This is a genomic window from Herminiimonas sp. CN (assembly GCF_000622895.1).
Classification (GTDB): Bacteria; Pseudomonadota; Gammaproteobacteria; order Burkholderiales; family Burkholderiaceae_D; genus AVCC01.
This window is the reverse complement of the sequence record NZ_AVCC01000004.1, coordinates 50,238-70,255: the sequence shown is the minus strand read 5'-3', so window position 1 is coordinate 70,255 and position 20,018 is coordinate 50,238. Positions and strand designations below refer to the sequence as shown.

The 20,018-nt window shown below is 57.6% G+C and carries 24 protein-coding genes; all 24 read left to right on the top strand.

Annotated elements, in window-relative coordinates; translation table 11 throughout:
* The first annotated feature begins 33 nt into the window (after nt 1-33).
* The 24 genes from HMCN_RS0102055 to HMCN_RS0101940 all read left to right on the top strand — a co-directional run bounded on the left by HMCN_RS0102055 (nt 34) and on the right by HMCN_RS0101940 (nt 20,011).
* The gene (locus HMCN_RS0102055; RefSeq protein ID WP_025915811.1) at nt 34-249 is read left to right on the top strand and encodes a hypothetical protein; all 216 of its coding nucleotides are present in this window, start codon (nt 34-36) and stop codon (nt 247-249) included.
* Complete coding sequence (locus HMCN_RS0102050; RefSeq protein WP_025915810.1) at nt 242-748, top strand: lysozyme; 507 nt, start codon at nt 242-244, stop codon at nt 746-748. The genes HMCN_RS0102055 and HMCN_RS0102050 overlap by 8 nt, the downstream gene beginning before the upstream one ends.
* Nucleotides 745-1,248, top strand: coding sequence for a hypothetical protein (locus HMCN_RS0102045; protein ID WP_025915809.1), 504 nt, complete (start codon nt 745-747; stop codon nt 1,246-1,248). Before HMCN_RS0102050 ends, HMCN_RS0102045 begins: the two co-directional genes overlap by 4 nt.
* A complete protein-coding gene (locus tag HMCN_RS0102040) occupies nt 1,245-1,916 on the top strand; it encodes a hypothetical protein (RefSeq protein ID WP_025915808.1) in 672 nt (223 codons plus the stop codon). The genes HMCN_RS0102045 and HMCN_RS0102040 overlap by 4 nt, the downstream gene beginning before the upstream one ends.
* Complete coding sequence (locus HMCN_RS18150; RefSeq protein ID WP_081801374.1) at nt 1,840-2,583, top strand: terminase large subunit domain-containing protein; 744 nt, start codon at nt 1,840-1,842, stop codon at nt 2,581-2,583. Before HMCN_RS0102040 ends, HMCN_RS18150 begins: the two co-directional genes overlap by 77 nt.
* The gene (locus HMCN_RS18145; protein ID WP_051566698.1) at nt 2,576-3,361 is read left to right on the top strand and encodes a hypothetical protein; all 786 of its coding nucleotides are present in this window, start codon (nt 2,576-2,578) and stop codon (nt 3,359-3,361) included. The genes HMCN_RS18150 and HMCN_RS18145 overlap by 8 nt, the downstream gene beginning before the upstream one ends.
* A 56-nt stretch (nt 3,362-3,417) precedes the next feature.
* A complete protein-coding gene (locus HMCN_RS18140) occupies nt 3,418-5,778 on the top strand; it encodes a hypothetical protein (RefSeq protein WP_025915807.1) in 2,361 nt (786 codons plus the stop codon).
* 113 nt (nt 5,779-5,891) lie between these two features.
* The gene (locus HMCN_RS0102025; protein ID WP_155837320.1) at nt 5,892-6,887 is read left to right on the top strand and encodes a hypothetical protein; all 996 of its coding nucleotides are present in this window, start codon (nt 5,892-5,894) and stop codon (nt 6,885-6,887) included.
* A 10-nt stretch (nt 6,888-6,897) separates the two neighbouring features.
* Nucleotides 6,898-8,172: a N4-gp56 family major capsid protein gene (locus HMCN_RS0102020; protein ID WP_051566691.1), complete on the top strand. Its 1,275-nt coding sequence runs from the start codon at nt 6,898-6,900 to the stop codon at nt 8,170-8,172.
* A gap of 75 nt (nt 8,173-8,247) precedes the next feature.
* A complete protein-coding gene (locus tag HMCN_RS0102015) occupies nt 8,248-8,655 on the top strand; it encodes a hypothetical protein (protein WP_025915804.1) in 408 nt (135 codons plus the stop codon).
* 66 nt (nt 8,656-8,721) lie between these two features.
* On the top strand, nt 8,722-9,117 hold the full coding sequence (locus tag HMCN_RS0102010; protein WP_025915803.1) for a hypothetical protein: 396 nt from the start codon (nt 8,722-8,724) through the stop codon (nt 9,115-9,117).
* Nucleotides 9,118-9,177: 60 nt separating this feature from the next.
* Nucleotides 9,178-9,816 (top strand): hypothetical protein, encoded by a 639-nt coding sequence (locus HMCN_RS0102005; protein ID WP_025915802.1) that lies wholly within the window; start codon nt 9,178-9,180, stop codon nt 9,814-9,816.
* A gap of 12 nt (nt 9,817-9,828) precedes the next feature.
* Complete coding sequence (locus tag HMCN_RS0102000) at nt 9,829-10,476, top strand: DUF6682 family protein (RefSeq protein ID WP_025915801.1); 648 nt, start codon at nt 9,829-9,831, stop codon at nt 10,474-10,476.
* A 25-nt stretch (nt 10,477-10,501) separates the two neighbouring features.
* On the top strand, nt 10,502-10,912 hold the full coding sequence (locus HMCN_RS18135; RefSeq protein ID WP_025915800.1) for a hypothetical protein: 411 nt from the start codon (nt 10,502-10,504) through the stop codon (nt 10,910-10,912).
* A gap of 6 nt (nt 10,913-10,918) precedes the next feature.
* Nucleotides 10,919-12,037 (top strand): hypothetical protein, encoded by a 1,119-nt coding sequence (locus HMCN_RS0101990; protein ID WP_025915799.1) that lies wholly within the window; start codon nt 10,919-10,921, stop codon nt 12,035-12,037.
* Entirely contained in the window at nt 12,034-12,315 is a 282-nt protein-coding gene (locus HMCN_RS0101985) for a hypothetical protein (RefSeq protein WP_025915798.1), read from the top strand. The genes HMCN_RS0101990 and HMCN_RS0101985 overlap by 4 nt, the downstream gene beginning before the upstream one ends.
* Entirely contained in the window at nt 12,315-13,097 is a 783-nt protein-coding gene (locus HMCN_RS0101980; RefSeq protein WP_025915797.1) for a hypothetical protein, read from the top strand. Before HMCN_RS0101985 ends, HMCN_RS0101980 begins: the two co-directional genes overlap by 1 nt.
* 645 nt (nt 13,098-13,742) lie before the next feature.
* A complete protein-coding gene (locus HMCN_RS18130; protein WP_025915796.1) occupies nt 13,743-14,372 on the top strand; it encodes a DUF4376 domain-containing protein in 630 nt (209 codons plus the stop codon).
* Nucleotides 14,369-14,836, top strand: a complete 468-nt coding sequence (locus HMCN_RS0101965) for a hypothetical protein (protein WP_025915795.1) — start codon at nt 14,369-14,371, stop codon at nt 14,834-14,836. Before HMCN_RS18130 ends, HMCN_RS0101965 begins: the two co-directional genes overlap by 4 nt.
* 15 nt (nt 14,837-14,851) lie before the next feature.
* Nucleotides 14,852-17,083: a hypothetical protein gene (locus HMCN_RS0101960; protein ID WP_025915794.1), complete on the top strand. Its 2,232-nt coding sequence runs from the start codon at nt 14,852-14,854 to the stop codon at nt 17,081-17,083.
* Nucleotides 17,083-18,426 (top strand): DUF1983 domain-containing protein, encoded by a 1,344-nt coding sequence (locus tag HMCN_RS0101955; RefSeq protein WP_025915793.1) that lies wholly within the window; start codon nt 17,083-17,085, stop codon nt 18,424-18,426. The genes HMCN_RS0101960 and HMCN_RS0101955 overlap by 1 nt, the downstream gene beginning before the upstream one ends.
* Nucleotides 18,423-18,857 (top strand): hypothetical protein, encoded by a 435-nt coding sequence (locus HMCN_RS0101950; RefSeq protein WP_025915792.1) that lies wholly within the window; start codon nt 18,423-18,425, stop codon nt 18,855-18,857. Before HMCN_RS0101955 ends, HMCN_RS0101950 begins: the two co-directional genes overlap by 4 nt.
* Nucleotides 18,858-18,881: 24 nt before the next feature.
* Nucleotides 18,882-19,340 carry a GNAT family N-acetyltransferase gene (locus HMCN_RS0101945; protein ID WP_025915791.1) on the top strand — a complete coding sequence of 153 codons (459 nt, stop codon included), beginning with the start codon at nt 18,882-18,884 and terminating at the stop codon, nt 19,338-19,340.
* Nucleotides 19,341-19,342: 2 nt separating this feature from the next.
* Nucleotides 19,343-20,011, top strand: coding sequence for a hypothetical protein (locus tag HMCN_RS0101940; protein ID WP_162174109.1), 669 nt, complete (start codon nt 19,343-19,345; stop codon nt 20,009-20,011).
* The last annotated feature ends 7 nt before the right edge of the window (nt 20,012-20,018 follow it).

Genomic DNA, 20,018 nt, shown 5'->3' with positions numbered 1-20,018 from the left:
CGGCGGATATTTTAACGTCCGAAAGAGATTTCGATGGATTTGAACGAAAAAGCCGATATTGCAGCCGCAGCGATGCGTGCAACGCCCGGAGTGGTGATGTACGGTCTGACTCTGAACGAGTTGGTCGGATGGGCAACACTGGCATTCATCGTCTTGCAATGTCTGTACTTGGCGCGGAAATGGTGGCGCGAAGAATCAGGCCTGTGGCGAAACCTGAAACCGAAAAAGAGGGGCCAGAAAAATGAATAATCCGCGCGTTATCGTTACTGCGCTCACGTTGTCGGCTGCAGCATTCGTCGGTATCGCGACCAGCGAAGGCTACACCGACCGCGCCGTGATCCCGACTCGGGGCGATGTTCCGACACTCGGCCTCGGCAGTACGACGCATGAAGACGGTCGGGCGGTGCGCATGGGTGACACGACCACTCCGGTCAAAGCCATTCAGCGCACGCTGACCTATATGCAGAAAGATGAATCAGACATGCGTCGCTCGCTTGACGGAGTCGCGCTGCATCAAGCTGAGTACGATGTGTATATGGACTGGCGCTACCAATATGGCGCAACCAAGTGGCGCAACTCATCGATGCTGCGCGATCTGCGTGCCGGCAATTACACTGCGGCCTGCAACGACCTGCTGGAATACAAATTCTCGGCTGGTTACGACTGCTCGACGCCTGGCAACAAAGTCTGTGCTGGCGTCTGGACGCGGCAACTCAAGAGGCATGCGCAATGCATGGGGGCGCAATGATCCATATCCTCGACCCACGCCTTCTTCTGGCATTCCTCCTGGTGTTCGGCGCGGCCGCGCTGGGTTTTCACTTTGAAGGAAGAGCGGCGCAACGCAAAGACGATGACTCCAAGTTACTCAAAGGCGTTTCTGACGCGCGTGAAACCGAAAGCGAATTGCAGCGCATTAATAGCCGGGCCACATCGGCCTACATCGATCACATTCGAAAGCAAGAGGAGAAGGCGCATGCGCTACCGAAGATTGTATTGCCTGTTAATTGTGCTATCCCTGCTGCCGTTGGCAGCGTGCTCAACGACGCGCAACGCAGCGTGCGTGAGGATGCCGGATCTGGATCCAATTCTGGCACAGCCAGCACGGCCGTTGATTCCGCATGCGCAGCCGAGCTCGAAATAGCAAAACGGAATTACGCCGAGGTGTGTGTTCCAAATGCCGATCAATTGACCGAACTGCAAGAGCGTTGGGATATCACACAGAAGAAAGTGAATAAGGGGCAGCCATGACGCAAGCGGCGGAACCGGAGAAAAAGCCAAAGACTGACTGGGAGTCCATCGAGAAGCATTACCGTGCTGGTGTGCTGCCCCTGCGCGAGATTGGCAGGCTGCATGACGTGTCCGACACCGCGATCCGTAAGAAAGCCAAGGTACATGGCTGGTTGCGCGACTTGACCGCGAAGGTCAATGAGAAGGTTCGCGCCGAGTTGGTTCGCACCGAGGTTCGCACAGCCAACGCGAAGGACCAACTGCGAACTGAGCGTGAGATTGTGGATTCTGCTGCAGGCACAGTGGTCGAAGTTGTCCGCAGCCATCGCAGGGATATATCGTCAGGACGAGACATTGTCGGGCTACTAATGCAGCAACTCACGGACGTCGCCGGCAGGCGCAGCGAGTTTGAGGAGGCGATTGAGATTGAGACAGCCGACGACCAAACTACGGAGCGGCGCAATAAGTTGATGAAGGCCGTGTCAATACCGGTGCATGCGGTGGTTGTGCGCGATCTGTCGATTGCCATGAAGAACTTGATCGGATTAGAGCGCCAGGCATTCAACATCAGCGATGTCGCAGACGAAAAACCTACTCACGAAACCGCAACAGATGATGATCTTGACCGCGCAATTGCAGTCTATGCCGCCAAAGCAGGCATTGGCTTTACTCCTGCAGGAGAAGGCTAAACGCGTCGGGCGGCGCAAGCTGTTCGGTTACTTTCCAGACGAAGGCAGGTTCCGGCGCGAGCTCTATCCGAAGCACATGGAGTTCTTTCGAGCTGGCGCCACGTACCGTGAGCGCTGTTTCATGGCAGCAAACCGTATCGGGAAAACGGAAGGTGCGGGCGGTTATGAGACCGTGCTGCACCTAACTGGGCTGTATCCAGACTGGTGGCAAGGCAGGCGCTTTCTGCTCCCGGTGAAGTGGTGGGCCGCCGGCAAGACCAACGAAACTACACGTGACATCGTGCAGGCGAAGCTGTTCGGAGACATCTCTTATCCAGACGGCAAGAAGAGCTTTTCCGGGACGGCATTGGTTCCTGGTGAAGCGATAGGCAAGATCACGTGGAAGCAGGGTGTTCAAGACCTGGTCGACACTGTTCAGGTCAAGCATGTTTCTGGCGGCTGGTCAAAACTCGGATTGAAGTCTTATCAGCAAGGTCGCGGCGCATTTGAGGGGACAGAGCAAGATGGAATCTGGCTCGATGAGGAGCCGCCGATAGAAATCTATGGCGAGTGCCTGATCCGCACCGCTACGACTAACGGCATCGTCTACACCACATTTACACCACTGGAAGGCATGAGTGAGATGGCGTTTAGCTTCCTGCCGCACGGAATGCCAAAAAATGCCTGAAGTCACATCGTCAAAATATCTGGTGATGGCTGGGTGGAACGATGTTCCGCACTTAGACGAGAAAACCAAAGCCGAACTATGGGACTCGACGCCGCCGCATCTGCGTGACGCGCGATCAAAGGGCATCCCTGTGCTGGGCTCCGGCCTGATATTTCCCGTGGATGAAGCGCTGCTCAAGGTAGACCCGTTCGACCTCCCTGATATATGGCCACGAATTTGCGGTATCGACTTCGGATGGGATCACCCAAGTGCAAATACCTGGCTGGCATGGGACCGCGATAGCGATACCGTTTATGTCTATGACTGCGTGCGTGTGCGTGAAAAGACGCCACTTGAACAGGCGCCAGCCATCATGGCGCGCGGGCCGTGGATACCGGTGTCGTGGCCGCACGATGGTTTGCAGCATGACAAAGGGAGTGGAGAGCAGTTGGCGGAGCAATATCGAAGCGCCGGCGTGAACATGCTCTATGAGCGCGCGCAATATCCCGAAACTGGCAGCGAGGATGAGGGCAAAGTCAGCCGGTCCAGTGTCGAGGCGGGTCTACTTGACATGCTCGGGCGTATGCAAAAAGGCAAATTCAAGGTGTTCTCTAACATGGACGACTGGTTCATGGAGTTTCGCATGTATCACCGCAAGGATGGCAAGGTCGTGAAGGAGCGCGATGATCTTATGGCATCAACGCGCTACGCAATCATGATGCTGCGCCATGCAATCTGCCCGCCAGACCCGGGACCATTGATTGACCACCGACGCAACTATGACTGGCGCGCAGGCTGACCTGCATCAAATAGCTTTCTTGCCTTGAGAATGACGCAAGTGCAAGGAACCTATCTATGGCCATCGGCGACATTCAGCTTACATCAGCGGCACTATCGGATCATCACGGCCAGCAGGCCAATATCGTCATGGGTGACGAAGCGGTCAGTCGCGAATCGCCAGAAGAGCTGACCAATACTGCTTTGCCGCGCGAGCGGGTAGAGCAATTCCTGTTCGAGTGCCGGCACCAACCAGCCTGGCGCCGTGAAGCCGACCGGGCAGCTGATTACTACGACGGTAATCAGCTGACCGCAGAAACGGTCGAGCGGTTGAAAGATCGTGGCCAGCCGCCGCTGATTACCAACCTGATCAAGCCCACCATTGATACGGTGCTTGGCATGGAGGAAAAGACCCGCTCCGACTGGCGCGTGCGGCCCGAAGACGACGACATTGCCAATGACGATACCGCCGAGGCATTGTCGCTCAAGCTTAAGCATGCTGAAACCGAATCCCGGGCCGACCGCGCTTGCTCCGACGCCTACGCTTCGCAACTGAAAGCGGGGCTGGGCTTTGTCGAAGTCTCACGCGAGACCGATCCGCTGAAGTACCCCTACCGCGTCAAGGCGATCCACCGGCGCGAGATATTCTGGGACTGGCGCGCCGAACTGTACGACCTGTCGGATGCCCGCTATCAGATCCGGCGCCGCTGGCTCGACCTGGATAGCGCGATCGCCATGATGCCGCAATACGCCAGCCTGTTCCGCCAGACTACTGGCGGCTGGGCTGGCTTCGATCCGATGATGGAGCAGGATACCGGCTTGGTGCAGTCCTGGGAGATCGAGCGCGATACGCGGCTGGAAGCAACCGATTGGCGCGATACCGAGCACAACCGGGTCTGCTTGTATGAAATCTGGTACCGCAAGTGGGTGCGCGGATACGTGATGACGGCGGTCCAAGGCGGATTGACCATCGAAGTCGATTTCGACAATCCGCGCCATTGCAAGGCCATCGCATCGGGCATGGTGCAAGTGCGCATGGCGACATTCCAGAAAATCCGGCTGGCATGGTACTGCGGCCCGCACTTCCTGTATGACGTGTCGAGCCCGCATAAGCACGGCAATTTCCCCTATGTGCCGTTCTTCGGCTACCGCGAAGACCTGACGCAAGTACCGTATGGCTTGATTCGCGCGATGATCTCACCCCAAGATGAGATCAACGCCCGCAAGAGCAAGATGCTGTGGTCGTTGAACTCCAAGCGCGTGATTACCGATTCCGATGCGGTCAAGGACCACAGCAAGACCGCGCTCGAAGTCGCGCGCCCGGATGCGTACATCATTTTGGAGGCCGGTCGCAAACCCAGTAGCCAGTTTCGGGTGGAACCAGGCGGCGATTTGGCAGTCCAGCAGTTCCAGGTGATGCAGGAATCCAAGCAGGAGATCGCGGAGTCGTCCGGCATCCACAAGGCGATGCAAGGCCAGAACAGTTCGGCATCCTCCGGCCTGGCGATCAACTCGCTGGTCGAGCAAGGGCTAAACACCCTGGGCGAGATCAACGATAACTACCGTTTTGCCCGTCGCATGGTGGGCGAAATGCTGTTTTCGATGCTGCAGGAAGATTTGTCCGGCAGGCCAACCCGCGTGACGATCGGCAAGGGCCAGTCGCAGAAGGTCATCGTGCTGAACCTGCCGGCGCAAGACCCGCAGACCGGCCAGATGACGATCACCAATGACGTGTCCAAGGTGCGCGCCCGCGTGGTGCTGGACGATATTCCAAGCACGCCGACGTTCCGCATGCAGCAGTTGCAGATGCTGACCGAGATCACCAAGTCGCTGCCGCCGCAGGCGCAAAGCCTGATTATCGACTTCGTGGTCGAAGCCACCGACATGCCCGGCAGCCAGAAGATGGCCGACCGGCTGCGCAAGGGGCTCAACCTGCCCGACGATTCACCAGAATCGCAGCAGCAGCAACAGCAGGCAGCGCAACAGCAGCAGGCATTGCAACAACAACAGATCGCGCTCGACATGCAGGAGCGCCAAGCCAAGATCGATCAGATGCGGGCCGCCACGCAAAAAACCATTGCCGAGATACAAGCCACTGGCCAGCCGAACGACAGCCAAGCCATCCAGGCGATCCGGGCCGAAGCGGCAAATCACATCAACGTTATGCAAGGCGAGATGGAGACCCTGCGCCGCCAGCTGGTGCAGAAGGATATCGAAGCCGGCAACAGGCAAGCCGAGATCGCGTCCAAGGCGCAGATCGAGGTAGCGCGGCACAGCACCGAGATCCAGAAGCAGCGCATCGCGTCAAGCACCGCTATCGAGGTGGCGGCCATAGCGCACCCGGTAGTTGATCTGGGCGCGATCATGCAGGCGGTACAGGCGTTGACGGCCAAAGTGGACGGAATGGCGCCGCCCGTACAGGCAAACGGCATCAAATAGCAAAACACGCAACACAATCAGCACGTCCCAAAGATCAATATCAGCGCCCTCTGTGTGGGCTGGTCCGAGGGTTTTTTAAATCACGCACCCAACGCGACACGTGGAGAAACAGCATGGCTGGAACACCGATGGAATTTGACGAAAACGCAACCGACCCAGTAACACTGGCAGCAATGTTCGAAGCATTGGACAAGGGCGTGCCGGAAACTGCGCAACCAGCACCCGTCGAACCGAAGCCGGAAACGGATGAAGTCAAGCCAGCGGTCGAAGAACAAGCAAATGCAGTGGTTGACGAGAAGGACCCTGATGGTATTGCCACCAAAGACGGCAAGCACATCATTCCGTACTCGGTATTGAAGGCCGACCGTGACCGGGCAACGCGTGCCGAAGTGGCATTGCGTGAAGTCCAGGATCAATTGGCAGCGCTTCAAGCAGCCCAGTCTGGCAAAGGCGTAAAAGATGGGGAGCCCGCCGCACCCAGCCGGGAAGCAAATGCAAGTAGCTTGTCCGATGAGGACATGGCGGCGCTGAAAGAGGATTTCCCAACCGTCTACAAAGGGCTGATGGCGATGCAAGCGCAAGCCGCATCACTGCAAGCCCAATTGAAGCCGGTACAGGATAGCGTGCGCAGCGCGGAGCAGGTTCAACAGCTGACTGTAGCCGAACAGGTGCAGGACGCGATTGATTCTACCCCCAAGCTGGCACACATCATGGCGAGCGACCCTGCAGCCTACGAACTGGCAAAGCAGTTCGACAACACGCTGAAGGCAAACCCGGCATGGGCTGACAAATCACTCGCAGACCGCTTTTCCAAAGTGATTGAAATGGTCGAGCTAACGCACGGCGCAATCACCGTGCCAGGACAAGCAGCGCCCCAGCCGGCGCAAAAGACCGCAGAGCAATTGAAGCAGGAGGCCAAGGCCGTAGCCGATGCCGCCGCGAAAGCGGGCAAGACCACGGTGCCGACCTCCCTGTCCGATTTCCCTGCAGGGCAACACGCTGCAAACGACGAGCAGGAAGCGATCACCAATATGACGCCGCTCCAGATCGCGCAGAAGTTCGCCAGCATGACGCCCGACAAATTGGAAGCGTACTTACAAAACCTTTAAGGACTAAAAAATGGCAACGAACATCCCAGTAGGCAGCCCGCTCGCACGTAAAGTGTATTCGGTGGGTCTTTTCACCCGCGTGCAGACCGCACCGGGCTTCATGAACCTGATCGCGGGCGACATGCCGGCCGAGGGCAACTTCGCCGCCAAGACCAAGGGCCAGACTTCACCGGACTATCCGATCGTCAAGGCCGGCGATCTGTCCAAGGGTGCGGGCGATGCAATTTCGATCGACTTGTTCAACATCCTGCAGGGCAAGCCGACCATGGGCGACCGCAAGATCGAGGGCCGCATGATGCCGCTTACGTCTTCCAGCATGGACGTGAAGATCAATCAAGTTCGTGGCGGCGCGGATTCTGGCGGGCGCATGACGCAGCAACGCACGGTCCACAACCTGCGCAATATCAGCATGGCCGGTTTGCAGGCCTGGATGCAGCGCTTCGAGGACCAGAACACGCTGGTTCACCTGGCCGGCGCGCGTGGCACGCAATCGGCAACCGACTGGGTTGTGCCACTGGCGAGCGACAATGAATTTGCCGACATCATGGTCAACAAGGTCAATGCGCCGACCAAGAACCGCGTCTACTACGCCAACGATGCAACCGCACCGGACAATATCGGCACCAACGATGCGCTGACGCTGCAGGACATCGACCGCATCGTATCTTCCCTGCGCGAATCCTCGGTACCGCTGGCTCCGATCAAGATCAAGGGTGATGACGCATCGTGGAATTCGCCAATGTGGGCGATGTTCGTGACTGAACGCCAATGGCTGTATTTGAAATCCCGTACCAGCCAAACGCAGTGGAACGAAGCCATGAAGTACGCATTCGAGCGTAAGAGCGCAGCCGGTGGCGGCAAGCATCCGCTGTTCGACAACTTCGAGACGATCATGTGGAACGGCATGCTGATCAAGCGCTTGAACCGCTACGCGATCCGTTTCGACACCGGCGCATCTGTTGTCACGGACACCGGCGGCGCCGACGGAGGTACCTACACCGAAAGCGCGGCAACCACTGCAGTTCCGGTGGACCGAGCGATCATCCTGGGTGCACAAGCCTTGGCCAAGGCGTACGGCAAGTCGCGTTCCGATTACTTCTACGACTGGTCAGAAGAAGAGGTAGATCACGGCAACAGTGTCGAAACCGTTGCTGCGGCAATGGGCGGCTCGGCCAAGATCCGCTTCCGCATCGACGGCGTCGACACCGATCACGGCGTCGCGGTCATCGATTCCTACGCACCAGATCCAGCGTCGGCCGCTGGTCGTACGTTGCTGGCCAGCTAATCGGTAGCCCACCCAGCGAGAAGTAACGATTGATTTACGGGCCGGCTACGGCTGGCCTATTTTGGAGAACACACAATGGCAACAATCAATGCCCCAACGCTTCAAAACGTGCAATACAGCGGCGATGACGGCTCCGCATTTGCGCACGGCCAGATCACCCTGGCTGCCGCGCAAATTGCCGACAAGGTGCGCCTGGTCAAACTGTTCGCCGGAACCAAGATCTACTGCGCGAAGATGATCAACGCCGCCCTGGGCGCCAGTTCCACTATCAGCCTGGGCTTCGAGTATGTCAATGCGGAAGCAGGCGGCGGCGCAGCGGCACTGATCCCTGCAACGTCTACGGCGGCAATCGCGAAGACAGACTCGATCGTGGCGCCGGTCACTTTGGACTACGACGCATATATCACGGCTACCGTCGCCGGCGCGGCTGCCACCGGTCAGTTCGATGCGGTAATCAGCTTCGAGCATCGCGGCACGCTGTAATTTGATCCGACGCAGCACCAAGGGGGCGGCTTGCGGGCCGCCCCCGTTCCCAAGGAATCTCATATCATGACCACTATCAAAGTCGAGTACATCGGCAAGAAGCCATTTTGCATTGATAACGTCGCCAAGTCAGGCAAGGTGTGGAACGGCCCCGGCGACGTACAGGAAGTCACGTTGCAGCAAGCCAAGATACTGACGAGCTACCGCGACCAATGGGCGCTGGTAGAGGCGAGTGACGTTGATGCGCTGGACGCACCATACACGGTGGAAACTCAAGACGCGCAGGGCGAGACGGTACTGACTGACGCGGCGGAACTGAACGGCCCACTGGAGAAGATGACGGCCGCCGAGCTGGTCGCCTACGCCAAGCTGAAATACGGCAAGACCTTGAAGGCTAACCGGTCTCGCAAGATCCTGCTGGATGAAGTGCTGAACATGGGCAACGACGTCGATTTTGTATGAGATCAAATAGCCGAACCGGATTGATACTGGCGCCTAGTCCATCAATCCCCGGTCCGGCACATGAGCAACGTCAAGTATTCCGATCTTATCCGCGATGTACTACCGCACCTGACAAACGGGCCATCCGATCCGCTGGTTGAGGCGGCGATCCGCAATGCCGTCATCGAATTCTGCAACCAGTCCTGGCTATGGCGCTACCTGCCGGATCCGATCGACATTGTTGCAGGCGAGGTGGCTTATGATCTGGAGCCGACCACCGGTGCCGATGTGGCTGCGGTTTTGTCGTGCAGCATTGGCGGCAATCTTATTTCGCCGGCATCGACCGATGATCTGGACCGCATCTATACAGGCTGGCAATCACTGTCTGGCCCGGCCCGACACTATACCCAGACCGATACCAACTCCATCCTTCTGGTTCCAAGGCCCGAATTCAACATTGCAGGAGCCCTAGTGATGGTGCTGGCGCTGCAGCCGCGTCGATCATCGACAGCATTCCCAGGATGGATCGCCGACCAGTACGCGGAAAGTCTGGCCGCCGGTGCGTTGTCGCGCCTGCTATTAATGCCGGGCAAAGCGTGGAGCGACGGCCAGGCTGGGATGCTTAACAAAGATAAGTTTCAGGCCGCGATACAGGTTGCTAAGGCATTCGGCACGAGCGGCCTGAGCCGCGCACCAGTGCGCACCACCGCGCAACATTAACGAGACGCAAAAATGGCAACACTACCCGCGTCATCGATCATAAACCGCGTAAGCATCCTGCTGCAAGACGCCGCGAATGTCCGATGGCCACGTCTTGAGTTATTGGACTGGCTCAACGACGGCCAGCGCGAAGTGGCGCTCTACAAGCCCAATGCTTGCGTGCGCAATATCGATGTGACGCTGGCGGCTGGCACCAAGCAGGCCATCCCAGCCGACGGCAATTCCCTGGTGGATATACCACGTAATACAAACGGCATGGCGATCCGACTGGTCGCGCGCGGCACATTGGATGTACAAGTGCCTGATTGGCACCTTCCATCCAAGGCCAGCGCTAAGGTAGCGCATTACTGCTACTCGGAACACGACCCGAAGAATTTCTATGTCTACCCACCGTCCCCGGGCGGCAACTCGGTCGAGATCGTCTACAACGCCAATCCGGCCGATGCGGCGCTTGGCGGTGCGATTTCGATTGATGACATCTATGCCAGTGCTTTGGTGGACTACGTGATGTACCGCGCGTACAGCAAGGACACCGAATACGCAGCAAACGGGCAAACCGCATCGAATCACTACCAGGCATTCATCGCAGCAATCAGGGGCAAGGTCGGCGCAGAAGTGGCAACTGATCCGAATGCGCGCGGTAACGGCACCACAACGTAAGCCAATTTTTTAAGGAGCTTCAAACATGTCCGGACTTTCAGACTACGCAGAGCAGGCAGCCATAAACGCCTTCTTGCGCGGCACTAACTTTACTGCGCCCACGGTCGCCTCGCTGCGGCTGGGGCTGTTCACTGCCGATCCCACCGATGCCGGCAATATAAACGAGGTAGGTACTGGCACCTGGTACAGCCGCCAACTGACCGGCACCTTCACTGCGCCATCCCCGTCGGGTTCGGCTAACCAGTCGTCTAACGTCGCCTCGATCACGTTCCCCGCAGTGACGGTCGCCGCGGTTACAGTCACGCATATCGGCATTTTCGACGCCGCGACCGCCGGCAACATGCTGTTTTCCGCCCCAATGACATCCAGCAAGACCTTGCAAGTCGGTGATGTGCTGTCGTTCGCCCCTGGCACCCTCGTCGCGTCGATCGACTGATAAGTAATGAACTTCTTCGGGCTTAATCGGGCTGCGCTCAACGGCGGCGCTTCCAGCATCGTCGCGGGTGCGGCGCTGATTATTGCCTCTAGCGGTTTTTCTGCGGAAGGCACCAGAGTCGTTCTGCCTGGGGCATCCATTGCCGCAAGCTCCGGCGCCACGGCAACCGGAGTTCGCACAGCCTATGGCGACGGTGGCTTTATCGTCGCGTCGTCGATGTCAGCGTTTCCCGCACTGCTGCAACTGCAAACCGCCAATATCGTCGTTACGTCCGGGCTGCATGCCACCTATACCGATGCGTATGCTTTAGCTGCTACATCGCTGCAAGGCGAAGGCTACATTGCCCGCCCCGGCGCCGGAGTGGCGGCAGCCGTCAGCACTCTTACTGCCGGTCCGCTGGTAACAGCTGGGTTCGCCAGCCGCATTGACATAACATCATCAGCCACCGCAGATGCCAGCGTCAAGCTCAGCGGCCAGGCCACGGTGCAGCGTGATGGCTACGCGCAGGCCGCATCAACCTCAGGCATGACGGCCGATGGCCTGAAAACTGCGCTGGGGTACGCCTACGGCGCATCGATATCGGATTGCATTGCCGAAGGAATCAAGACGCATGGCGGCGCTGCGCGGTTTGACGCGGTGTTCAGTATCTCGGCGATTGCGTCGACCGATGCGTCGAAGATCGTCGCTACCAGCGATTGCACGGCGAACGGATTCATCACGCAATTTGGCGAAGCTCTGGCACGGGCCGAGTCCGGTGCTACCGCATACCAGACCGTCACCACCTTTGGCACTGCCGATGAAGCTGTGGCGATATCGAGCATGACAGCGGATGGCCGGCTGGCATTGCAGGCTGGTGCGCTGGTTACGGTCATAACCAGTGTTGGGGCGGATGGCGCGATTTACAAAATGGCATCGGCAACGATAGACGCAATTAGCGATGCGACTGCGCAGTGGGCCTTGCTGATTGAGTCGGATGTATTGATTACCTGCGTATCTGGTATGACGGCCGATGCCTTCACCAACGCCGAAGCGCTTGATCCACCGGAGCGCACCATGACACGGCCATTCACCGACCGATCAATGGCGCGTCCATTTACAGACAGAACAATGCGGAGGTCGGCATGACCATTTTGGGTACCTACGTTAAGCAGCCGGCTGAGAAGGAATCGTACTCAATCGACTATGCCGACGACCTGATCGACAGCGACGGCATTGCCAGTGCGGTCGTGACCGTCGAGCCAGTCGATCTGACCATCGTTTCATCGATGGTGGTCGGAACCCGCGTCAAGGTGTTGATAGAGGGTGGTACCAACGGCGTGAAGTACAAGATCACGGCGACCGCCACCACCGACGACGGTCGCATTCTGCAGGATGAATTTATTCTCAAGATCAAGGATTATTGATGCAACTCTTCACCAACAATGCGGATTCCGAGCTGAACGGCGCGATCGATGCCGCCGCACTATCGATCACGCTAAAGACCGGTACGGGGGCCAAGTTCCCTACGCCCACTGTCGGCGACTACTTCCTAGTGACGTTGTATCAGAAAGTTGGCGCAGCCGAGATCAACCATGAAATCGTCAAATGCACCGCGCGCGCCGGCGACGTGCTGACGGTAGTGCGCGCCCAGGAAGGGACGACTGCGATGGCGTTCAGCAATGCCGATCCGATTGAGTTGCGTATGACCGCAGGAGCAGCGCAGGCAGCTGTAGCAACAGCGGACAGAATATTGCCTCAGACAGTAGGATTTACTGTGTCGGGCGGAGTGACGAGTAAAACTCTTACTGTTCCACTGGATGCCAGTGTTTCTGGAGACAATACCGGCGACCAAACTGCTGGATCGGGAAATATAGGCTATCTGAACATCCCGCAGAATAGTAAAAGCGCAGCCTATACGCTGGGTTTGGATGACGCAGGGAAGCATATCCTGCACCCTAGTGCAGACACCACAGCGCGTATTTTCACGATCCCAGCGAATGGGTCTGTAGCGTTCCCGATAGGTTCGGCGATTACCTTTGCAAACCAAAATGGCGGGGGCGTGATTACAATTTCAATCACGACAGACATCATGCGGCTGGCCGGCACAGGAACGACTGGAAGTAGGACGCTGGCTGCAAACGGAATAGCTACGGCAATGAAGCTAACTGCAACAGAGTGGATCATCAGCGGAACGGGGCTTTCCTGATGGGTGCGGCACAACAAATGCTGATGGGGGAAGGGTTCAAGTTCAATTCATTCTCAACGGCGTATACCACCCCTGGTGCGCAGACCGTAGCTATTCCAGCAGGTGCAACGAAGGTTACTGTCGAGGCTATCGGCGCCGGAGGCGGGGCATCTTTCAGCGGAACATTCCTTGGCGGCGGTGGCGGGGCTTACGCAAAGAAAACCGCCTACTCGGTATCCGGATTGACAGCGGTGTACATCGTTGTGCCTACTTCCGCGTCAGCTGGCATATCCGGGGCATCAGCCGTTGCCAGGGAAAATAATTCTAGTGGGACAGTGATATGTTCAGCGCAGGGTGGAAATTGGAATCGTACAGGGGGCACAACGGCGGGTAGTGTAGGTGATGTGCTGCGAGCAGGTGGTGCCGGTGCAACTGATGGCGGAGCAACCTACACTTCTGGCGGCGGTGGTGCCGCAGGGCCAGTAAGCGCGGGCGGGGACGGCACAAATACCGGTGTAGGGGGTACTAGTGGCGGCTCTCCTGCCGGTGCAGGCGGAAATGCAGATGCTGACGGTGCTTATTATGGTGGCGGCGGCGGAATAGGCAACGCTCACACCGGTATGGGTAGGCAGGGATGGCTAAAACTCACATGGGAATAAATTAAAAATGGCATACGCAATCATAGAAAATGGAACGTATAAAACACGCGTAGAAGGTGAAAACATCGAGTTCAGCCCTACAGTTTTTCAGCCTGCATCCACGCTCACACCAGAACAAAAGACGGAGTTCGGCGTGGTGGAATTCTCCTTTTCAGCACCTCCTGCGTTCGATCCCCTGACGCAGCGATGTGACGAGACTACCCCTACCCAAGTTGCGGGAGTATGGACTCAGCAATGGGTGATCACGGAACTTGATATTGGAGTGATTGCGGTAAACCTTGCGCGAGCCAAGGCGGACAAGTGGGCGGCGATCAAGGCCGAGCGCGACCGGCGTAAGGCTGGCGGCTATACCGTGGGGGGAAAGTGGTATCACTCCGATGAAGGCTCGCGCATACAGCAGCTTGGCCTAGTGCTGATGGGCGCGAATATCCCAGCAGGCTTGCAATGGAAAACGATGGATGGCTCCTTCGTAACCATGACACAGACCTTGGCGGGGCAGATATTCAGCGCGGCGGCGGTAAGCGACCAAGCAATATTCACCAGGGCAGAGTTACACAAGGTCGCAATGGAGGCATCCGTAGCTCCTGATGCTTACGATTTCTCTGGTGGCTGGCCTATTGTATATGTCGAGTCATGAAAATTGCCTTCTATCGTGGGACTCGCCCAAGCGCGCAGGGGATCTACAGTCGCGCAGTGCGCTGGTGGACGCGCAGCCCTTACAGCCACGCGGAAGTCATTTTCAGCGACGGCATGGCCGCATCGTCCTCGTTCATTGACGGCGGGGTGCGATTCAAGCGCATCGAGTTCGACCCCGCGCATTGGGATTTTGTCGAGATTTCCGGCGACGAAAACGCGGTACGGCAATGGTTCATCGCGCATGAGGGCCGCGCCTATGACCTGATTGGCAATCTCGGCTTCGTCATCGGCTGCGTGCCGGATGGCCGCGACAAATGGTCATGCGCAGAAAGTATCGCCGATGCGCTGGGCTATCCGGAGCCATGGCGCTACAGCCCAGCGATATTACACAGCGTAGCGTCCAATCAGCCAGCCACGCCATATCGGATAGACAAAGGCCATTGCAGTGAATCTGCGGGAACATAAGAAGCGAGAAAATCAATGGCTGCATTCAAATACAACGCATTTTCCGGCCTGTATCCTAAAATCTCAGAATCATTGCTACCTCCAACGGCGGCAACAGAATCAAGCAATTGCGATTTTGCCTATGGGGAGTTGCGCAACACCAAGGGCGGCTACCTGGTGCAAACGCTGTCGAATGCGCCGGCTAGCCTATACACCGATGACGGCCTGAAGTTTTATTCGTGGACGGATGAAGTCAGCGCGGCGCGCTCGCCGTTGTCACGCGATACGTTCGACCGTCTCTACTACACGACGCCCAATGACTTCCGCGTGACTTCGCGCAGTGGAATGCAGGTCAGTGGCGGTAATCCGGCGTCGAGTTACCGCGTTGGCGTGCCAAGGCCAATCACAGCGCCAGCATTGACGGTACCGGCCATACCATCGTTGGAAAATGCAACGATTGCGGCCAAGTTTCATTACGAATACGGCGGCGTCAAGTATCAGGAGCAGGATATTGCACCGGTGGCGCTGGACGCAAACACGAAATGGCGCTTCGATCCTCCTGGTAAGGCGACTGGCGCCGCGACATCGTCGCAGGCATTTGCGGCGACTGCCTACTATATCGCCGGACAGGAAGCGGAATTTTGGGGGGCACTTGATGCGGGAACGACGGTATCGCCATTATCAAACGCCTCCGTTCGGATCGTCAGCGGCGGGGCTAATGGGTTCGGTATGGAGCTAAAGGTCGGCGATACGCTTGCAACCACGATGGTGAAGGATGCGGTCGGAGTGATCCACGAGGTGGAAACGCTGCTTACACTGTCGCAATACGGGCTTTTGAAGGCATCAGGGTCCAGTACTGCCGCCAGCTACACACCGGAGCAGGCGATCCCGGTAATCCGCTTGACTGCTACCGACAACGCCACGCACGAAACGCTATTCGACATCTATACCGCGAACTCCTCGCTTGGCACCAACGCGATATGGCAACTGACGATCACGAAAGAGGATGCGCCGGCCACTGGCTATGCGATCGCGCTGTCGTCCGGCGCAGCCGAGGCCGACAAGGAAACCCGCGCTTACGTGTACACCTACGTCAATACCTACGACGAGGAAGGCCCACCGAGTCCAGCAGGATCGATCACGACGGCTACCGTGCTGCCGGTGGCGCTGGACGTTAAGCGGGACGTATCCGGCGCCGATTATGCACCGATTAAGGAGATTCGCTTCTACCGCACGCCGACTGGCTCCGAGATTGCTGACTACTTCTATGTCGGAGCGCTGCCGGTATTGACCCTGCTTGGGACCGACTTCAGTTTTACCGACGACGTCAAGGCTTCCGGCCTGAATGAGCCGATTTCCTCGACTGAAGCCTATGCACCAGATCCGGCGCTGACCGGCCTGTTGGCGCTGCCGAACGGGATCCTGATGGCATGGAAAGGTAATGAGTTACACTTTTCCGAAGCATACCGGCCTTGGGCCTGGCCTCCTGCCTATGTCAAAACATTCACGCACAACATTATCGGCGCCATTGCGCACGGCTCCGGCGCGCTGGTAACGACCATCGGCCAGCCGTTCCTGATCTCTGGCGTGTCGCCTGACTCGATGACCGATCGCGCTCTTGCGTTTCCGCAGGCTGGTGTATCACAGTGGTCGATGGCCGACATCAACGGCCAGGTGGTATATGCCAGTCATGACGGCATCGTATCGGTCGCCGGGGGTCAACCTTCAATGGCGTCCGAGCCGTTCTTCACCCGCGAGGTCTGGCGCGCACGCTGCAACAACGCGATGTCATCATTGCGTTTCGCGGTATGGGACGGGCGCTTGATCGTCTACTCAAGCAGCAATGCCTTTACCGCGTTCATGCTGCGACTGGATGAAGTGCAGGGCGGTGCGATGACCGACTTGCCGGATTTCAGCGCGCAATGCTCGTTCGTATCGCCGGTCACCGACCTGTGCTATTACGCGTCCGGCACCGGCCTGTACCAGTTCGCCGGCGGCAGCGATGCGACAGCGAACTGGGTGTCGCGCGAGAACGTACTCCCAAAGCCGGTCAACTTTGGCTTTGCGCAGACAGTCTGCACCGGAAATTGGACAGTACAGTTCTACGCCGATGGTGAGTTGAAACATACACAGGCGGTCACCGGTAAGATGGATTTCAGGCTGCCGAGCGGTTTTAAGTCGGATCGCTGGAAGATTGGGCTATCCGGCACCGGCCGTTTCCGGGAGTTGCGCGTGGCAGAGTCTGGCCGGGAAATGGCGGGGGCGTGATGGCAACCGCACAAAAAGGAAAGATCATCCCGGGCGTAGACCTATCTGCGCTGGACGCGATCACTGACGCAAATACTCGCGAGGTATTGCGGGCGCTGATCGACGGCTGGCAGGTGCGCAATGGTAACTCTGGCTCCGGAGACCATCGTTTCGTGACCGCTGCCGAGGTCGGCCTGGTGAAAGGCAATAGCGCCATAGGTGGCGGGTACGGCAACAACCTATCTAGCCCCGGAAACACCACGATCAATCCTTCGGATGTGGCGCGCATCATCAATGACCTGCAGGCGCAGGTAATCGAATCGCCATTGTTCAAAGAACTAGGCGCGCGGGTCGATCTGATTGATGCGCCGGGCGGCTTATTCTCGCGGGTGGGCGATAGCGAAATCGCCCTGCGCAACGAAACCGAGAACAGAACGACCGCAGACACCGCGCTTTCCACTTCGCTGACTGCGGTTGGCGTGCGCGTCGGGCAGGCCGAGGCGGCGACGCAGACCGAAACTACCTTGCGCACGAATAGCGATAATGCACTGGCCAGCGCGGTCAACACTTTATGGGCGGCAGTCGGCAATAATTCCGGCTTGGTGCAGAGCGGCAGCCAAATCACGGCAAATATGGCCGGTGCAGTTGCCAGCAACTGGAACCAGGTACAAGCAGCCATCCGGGATGCCAATGGCAACATCGTGTCTTCGTCGGCAGTCAAGCAAACCGCAGAATCCGCAGTCAACAGAGCCGGACAATTAGAAGCGAAGTGGGCGGTCAAGACGGATGTGAACGGCTACGTGTCAGGCTTCGGGCTGGCCAGCACCGTGAACAATGCGATTCCCTATTCCAGCTTCATTATCCGCGCCGACAACTTCGCCATCGGCAGCCCATCAGGACCCGGAATTACGCCGGCCGTACCCTTCATCGTACGCACCACGCCAGGCTATGTGAATGGCCAGTATGTGCCGCCAGGCGTCTACATGCAAGAGGCATTCATTGCCAACGGTACGATTACGAACGCGAAAATCGGGGTTGCTGAGGTCGACACGCTCAAACTCGCTGGGAATACAGTAACGGTTCCGGTAGGACAAACGTCCGTGAGCAATACAGCTTCTGCCACTTTAACGTTGGACGCTGATTACCCTATTTTTGTCATCTGCACAGTTTCTCAAAGCTACCCATCCACTATTACCCTTACCTGTAACGGCATAGTGCAGTGGGTTGAGACTCCCATGAGCCCAACGCTTGCCTCCCGCTCAGTGCTAACCCGGCCAGGTCCAGGCACATTTACCTACACGTTAACTTCTAGCGACTCCAGAAACGGTGGGGCATCCATTTTTGCATTGGCGGTGAAGCGATGATTTCTTACTTTATTAGCACTTTGGATGGGGTGATAACCCACTGTGGGACTTGTCAAAAGGAGGCGCTTGAACTTAATACCTCCAACCTTGGAATTGTTTATATTGGGACGGCAGACAGCGCTACACAGTATGTTCTTAATGCAGAGCTGAAAACCTATACTGAGGCGGAGCTTCATGCAAAAAACAACCTGCCACAAGGCTGGATATGGAAGATGCCGGAACGGATCGCGTTCGACCCTCGCACCGACGCTCAGCGCCAAGTCGATGCCGCCGCCGCGATGCTGACCAATCGTGCCAAAAACTACCCGCCGCTAACTGACCTGGCTGATGCTCTGTACTGGCAGGCGCAAGGTGACGCTTCGAAGATGCAGGCGTACCTGTCAAAATGCGAAGCGGTAAAGGCGCAATACCCTAAGAACGAGATCAAATAGCGCGCGCATGGCTATGCTGTTCGTATGACAATCCGCCGCGCCATTCCTGATGATTTACCCAACCTGATACGCATGGGACGTGAGTTTCATGCGCAATCCTGTTGCGCGAACACCATTCCGTTCAGTGACGCCAACTTCGCAAGCGCCATAAGCGACATCGCGACGAACGCCGCATCCGTTTTGTTCGTGTTTGATGCTGGAGCGGCAGGCTGCATCGGTATGGCTGCCGCCATTTCCACTCCCTATTGGTTCAATGCCAGTAAGCGGATTGGGCAAGAACTATTCTGGTGGGTGGATGTGGATCAGCGCGGCACTCAGGCCGGAATGCATTTGCTCGATGCATTGGAGGCATGGGCTGCGGATATGGGGTGCGCAGTGTTTAGCATGGCCAGCACCGCCAATATCAAGCCGAAAGCATTGGCGCGACTGTACCGGCGGCGTGGATATGCGGCGCAGGATATTTATTACGTGAAGGAGTTTTAATCATGGTGGCGTCAGTTCTCGGAGCTGTAGCATCAACAGTAGTCGGCAGCATGCTGGCCGACGACAACGGCGCGGAAGACGCAAACGGCGCTGCTGCCGACGCGACCAAGCAGCAAGCCGCCATCGCCAGAGACCAGTGGAACACGTACAAAGAAACGTACCAGCCACTGGAAAAAGCCTATGTCGCTGAGGCTCAGAACTACGATACACCGGAAGCCTACGCGCGCGCCGCGGGGCTCGCATCGGCCACCAACTCCGAGCAGTACGGCAAAGCACGCGATCGGCTGAGCCGTACCCCCGGTCTTGATCCATCAAGCGCATCCTATGCCAGCAGCATGGCTGGCCTAGACATGAGCCAAGCTGCATCTGATGCGGTCGGCCAGAATGCGGCGCGCAACCGGGTCAGCGATATGGCATGGGCCCACAAAACGGATGCACTCAGTCTTGGCAAGGGACTGGCTGCAAATGCGTCAGCCGGGCTCAGTAGCGTGGCGAGTACCAATGCCAGGATGGCGCAGAACGGGATGGAGCAGCAAAGTCGGGAGTCCGCAGGTTATGCGAAGACGATTGATGCCGGCATAAAGGCCTGGAATAATTCGCCAGGCCTGAGCGATTACACCAAGCCGCAGCGTTATGCGGCGGAACCGACATTTGGCGATGACGTGTCTTAATTCAAAG

Excerpts from the sequence above, each read along its gene's own strand:
- HMCN_RS0102055 (WP_025915811.1), top strand. The coding sequence starts at position 34 with ATGGATTTGAACGAAAAAGCCGATATTGCAGCCGCAGCGATGCGTGCA.
- HMCN_RS0102050 (WP_025915810.1), top strand. The coding sequence starts at position 242 with ATGAATAATCCGCGCGTTATCGTTACTGCGCTCACGTTGTCGGCTGCA.
- HMCN_RS0102045 (WP_025915809.1), top strand. The coding sequence starts at position 745 with ATGATCCATATCCTCGACCCACGCCTTCTTCTGGCATTCCTCCTGGTG.
- HMCN_RS0102040 (WP_025915808.1), top strand. The coding sequence starts at position 1,245 with ATGACGCAAGCGGCGGAACCGGAGAAAAAGCCAAAGACTGACTGGGAG.
- HMCN_RS18150 (WP_081801374.1), top strand. The coding sequence starts at position 1,840 with ATGATGATCTTGACCGCGCAATTGCAGTCTATGCCGCCAAAGCAGGCA.
- HMCN_RS18145 (WP_051566698.1), top strand. The coding sequence starts at position 2,576 with ATGCCTGAAGTCACATCGTCAAAATATCTGGTGATGGCTGGGTGGAAC.
- HMCN_RS18140 (WP_025915807.1), top strand. The coding sequence starts at position 3,418 with ATGGCCATCGGCGACATTCAGCTTACATCAGCGGCACTATCGGATCAT.
- HMCN_RS0102025 (WP_155837320.1), top strand. The coding sequence starts at position 5,892 with ATGGCTGGAACACCGATGGAATTTGACGAAAACGCAACCGACCCAGTA.
- HMCN_RS0102020 (WP_051566691.1), top strand. The coding sequence starts at position 6,898 with ATGGCAACGAACATCCCAGTAGGCAGCCCGCTCGCACGTAAAGTGTAT.
- HMCN_RS0102015 (WP_025915804.1), top strand. The coding sequence starts at position 8,248 with ATGGCAACAATCAATGCCCCAACGCTTCAAAACGTGCAATACAGCGGC.
- HMCN_RS0102010 (WP_025915803.1), top strand. The coding sequence starts at position 8,722 with ATGACCACTATCAAAGTCGAGTACATCGGCAAGAAGCCATTTTGCATT.
- HMCN_RS0102005 (WP_025915802.1), top strand. The coding sequence starts at position 9,178 with ATGAGCAACGTCAAGTATTCCGATCTTATCCGCGATGTACTACCGCAC.
- HMCN_RS0102000 (WP_025915801.1), top strand. The coding sequence starts at position 9,829 with ATGGCAACACTACCCGCGTCATCGATCATAAACCGCGTAAGCATCCTG.
- HMCN_RS18135 (WP_025915800.1), top strand. The coding sequence starts at position 10,502 with ATGTCCGGACTTTCAGACTACGCAGAGCAGGCAGCCATAAACGCCTTC.
- HMCN_RS0101990 (WP_025915799.1), top strand. The coding sequence starts at position 10,919 with ATGAACTTCTTCGGGCTTAATCGGGCTGCGCTCAACGGCGGCGCTTCC.
- HMCN_RS0101985 (WP_025915798.1), top strand. The coding sequence starts at position 12,034 with ATGACCATTTTGGGTACCTACGTTAAGCAGCCGGCTGAGAAGGAATCG.
- HMCN_RS0101980 (WP_025915797.1), top strand. The coding sequence starts at position 12,315 with ATGCAACTCTTCACCAACAATGCGGATTCCGAGCTGAACGGCGCGATC.
- HMCN_RS18130 (WP_025915796.1), top strand. The coding sequence starts at position 13,743 with ATGGCATACGCAATCATAGAAAATGGAACGTATAAAACACGCGTAGAA.
- HMCN_RS0101965 (WP_025915795.1), top strand. The coding sequence starts at position 14,369 with ATGAAAATTGCCTTCTATCGTGGGACTCGCCCAAGCGCGCAGGGGATC.
- HMCN_RS0101960 (WP_025915794.1), top strand. The coding sequence starts at position 14,852 with ATGGCTGCATTCAAATACAACGCATTTTCCGGCCTGTATCCTAAAATC.
- HMCN_RS0101955 (WP_025915793.1), top strand. The coding sequence starts at position 17,083 with ATGGCAACCGCACAAAAAGGAAAGATCATCCCGGGCGTAGACCTATCT.
- HMCN_RS0101950 (WP_025915792.1), top strand. The coding sequence starts at position 18,423 with ATGATTTCTTACTTTATTAGCACTTTGGATGGGGTGATAACCCACTGT.
- HMCN_RS0101945 (WP_025915791.1), top strand. The coding sequence starts at position 18,882 with ATGACAATCCGCCGCGCCATTCCTGATGATTTACCCAACCTGATACGC.
- HMCN_RS0101940 (WP_162174109.1), top strand. The coding sequence starts at position 19,343 with ATGGTGGCGTCAGTTCTCGGAGCTGTAGCATCAACAGTAGTCGGCAGC.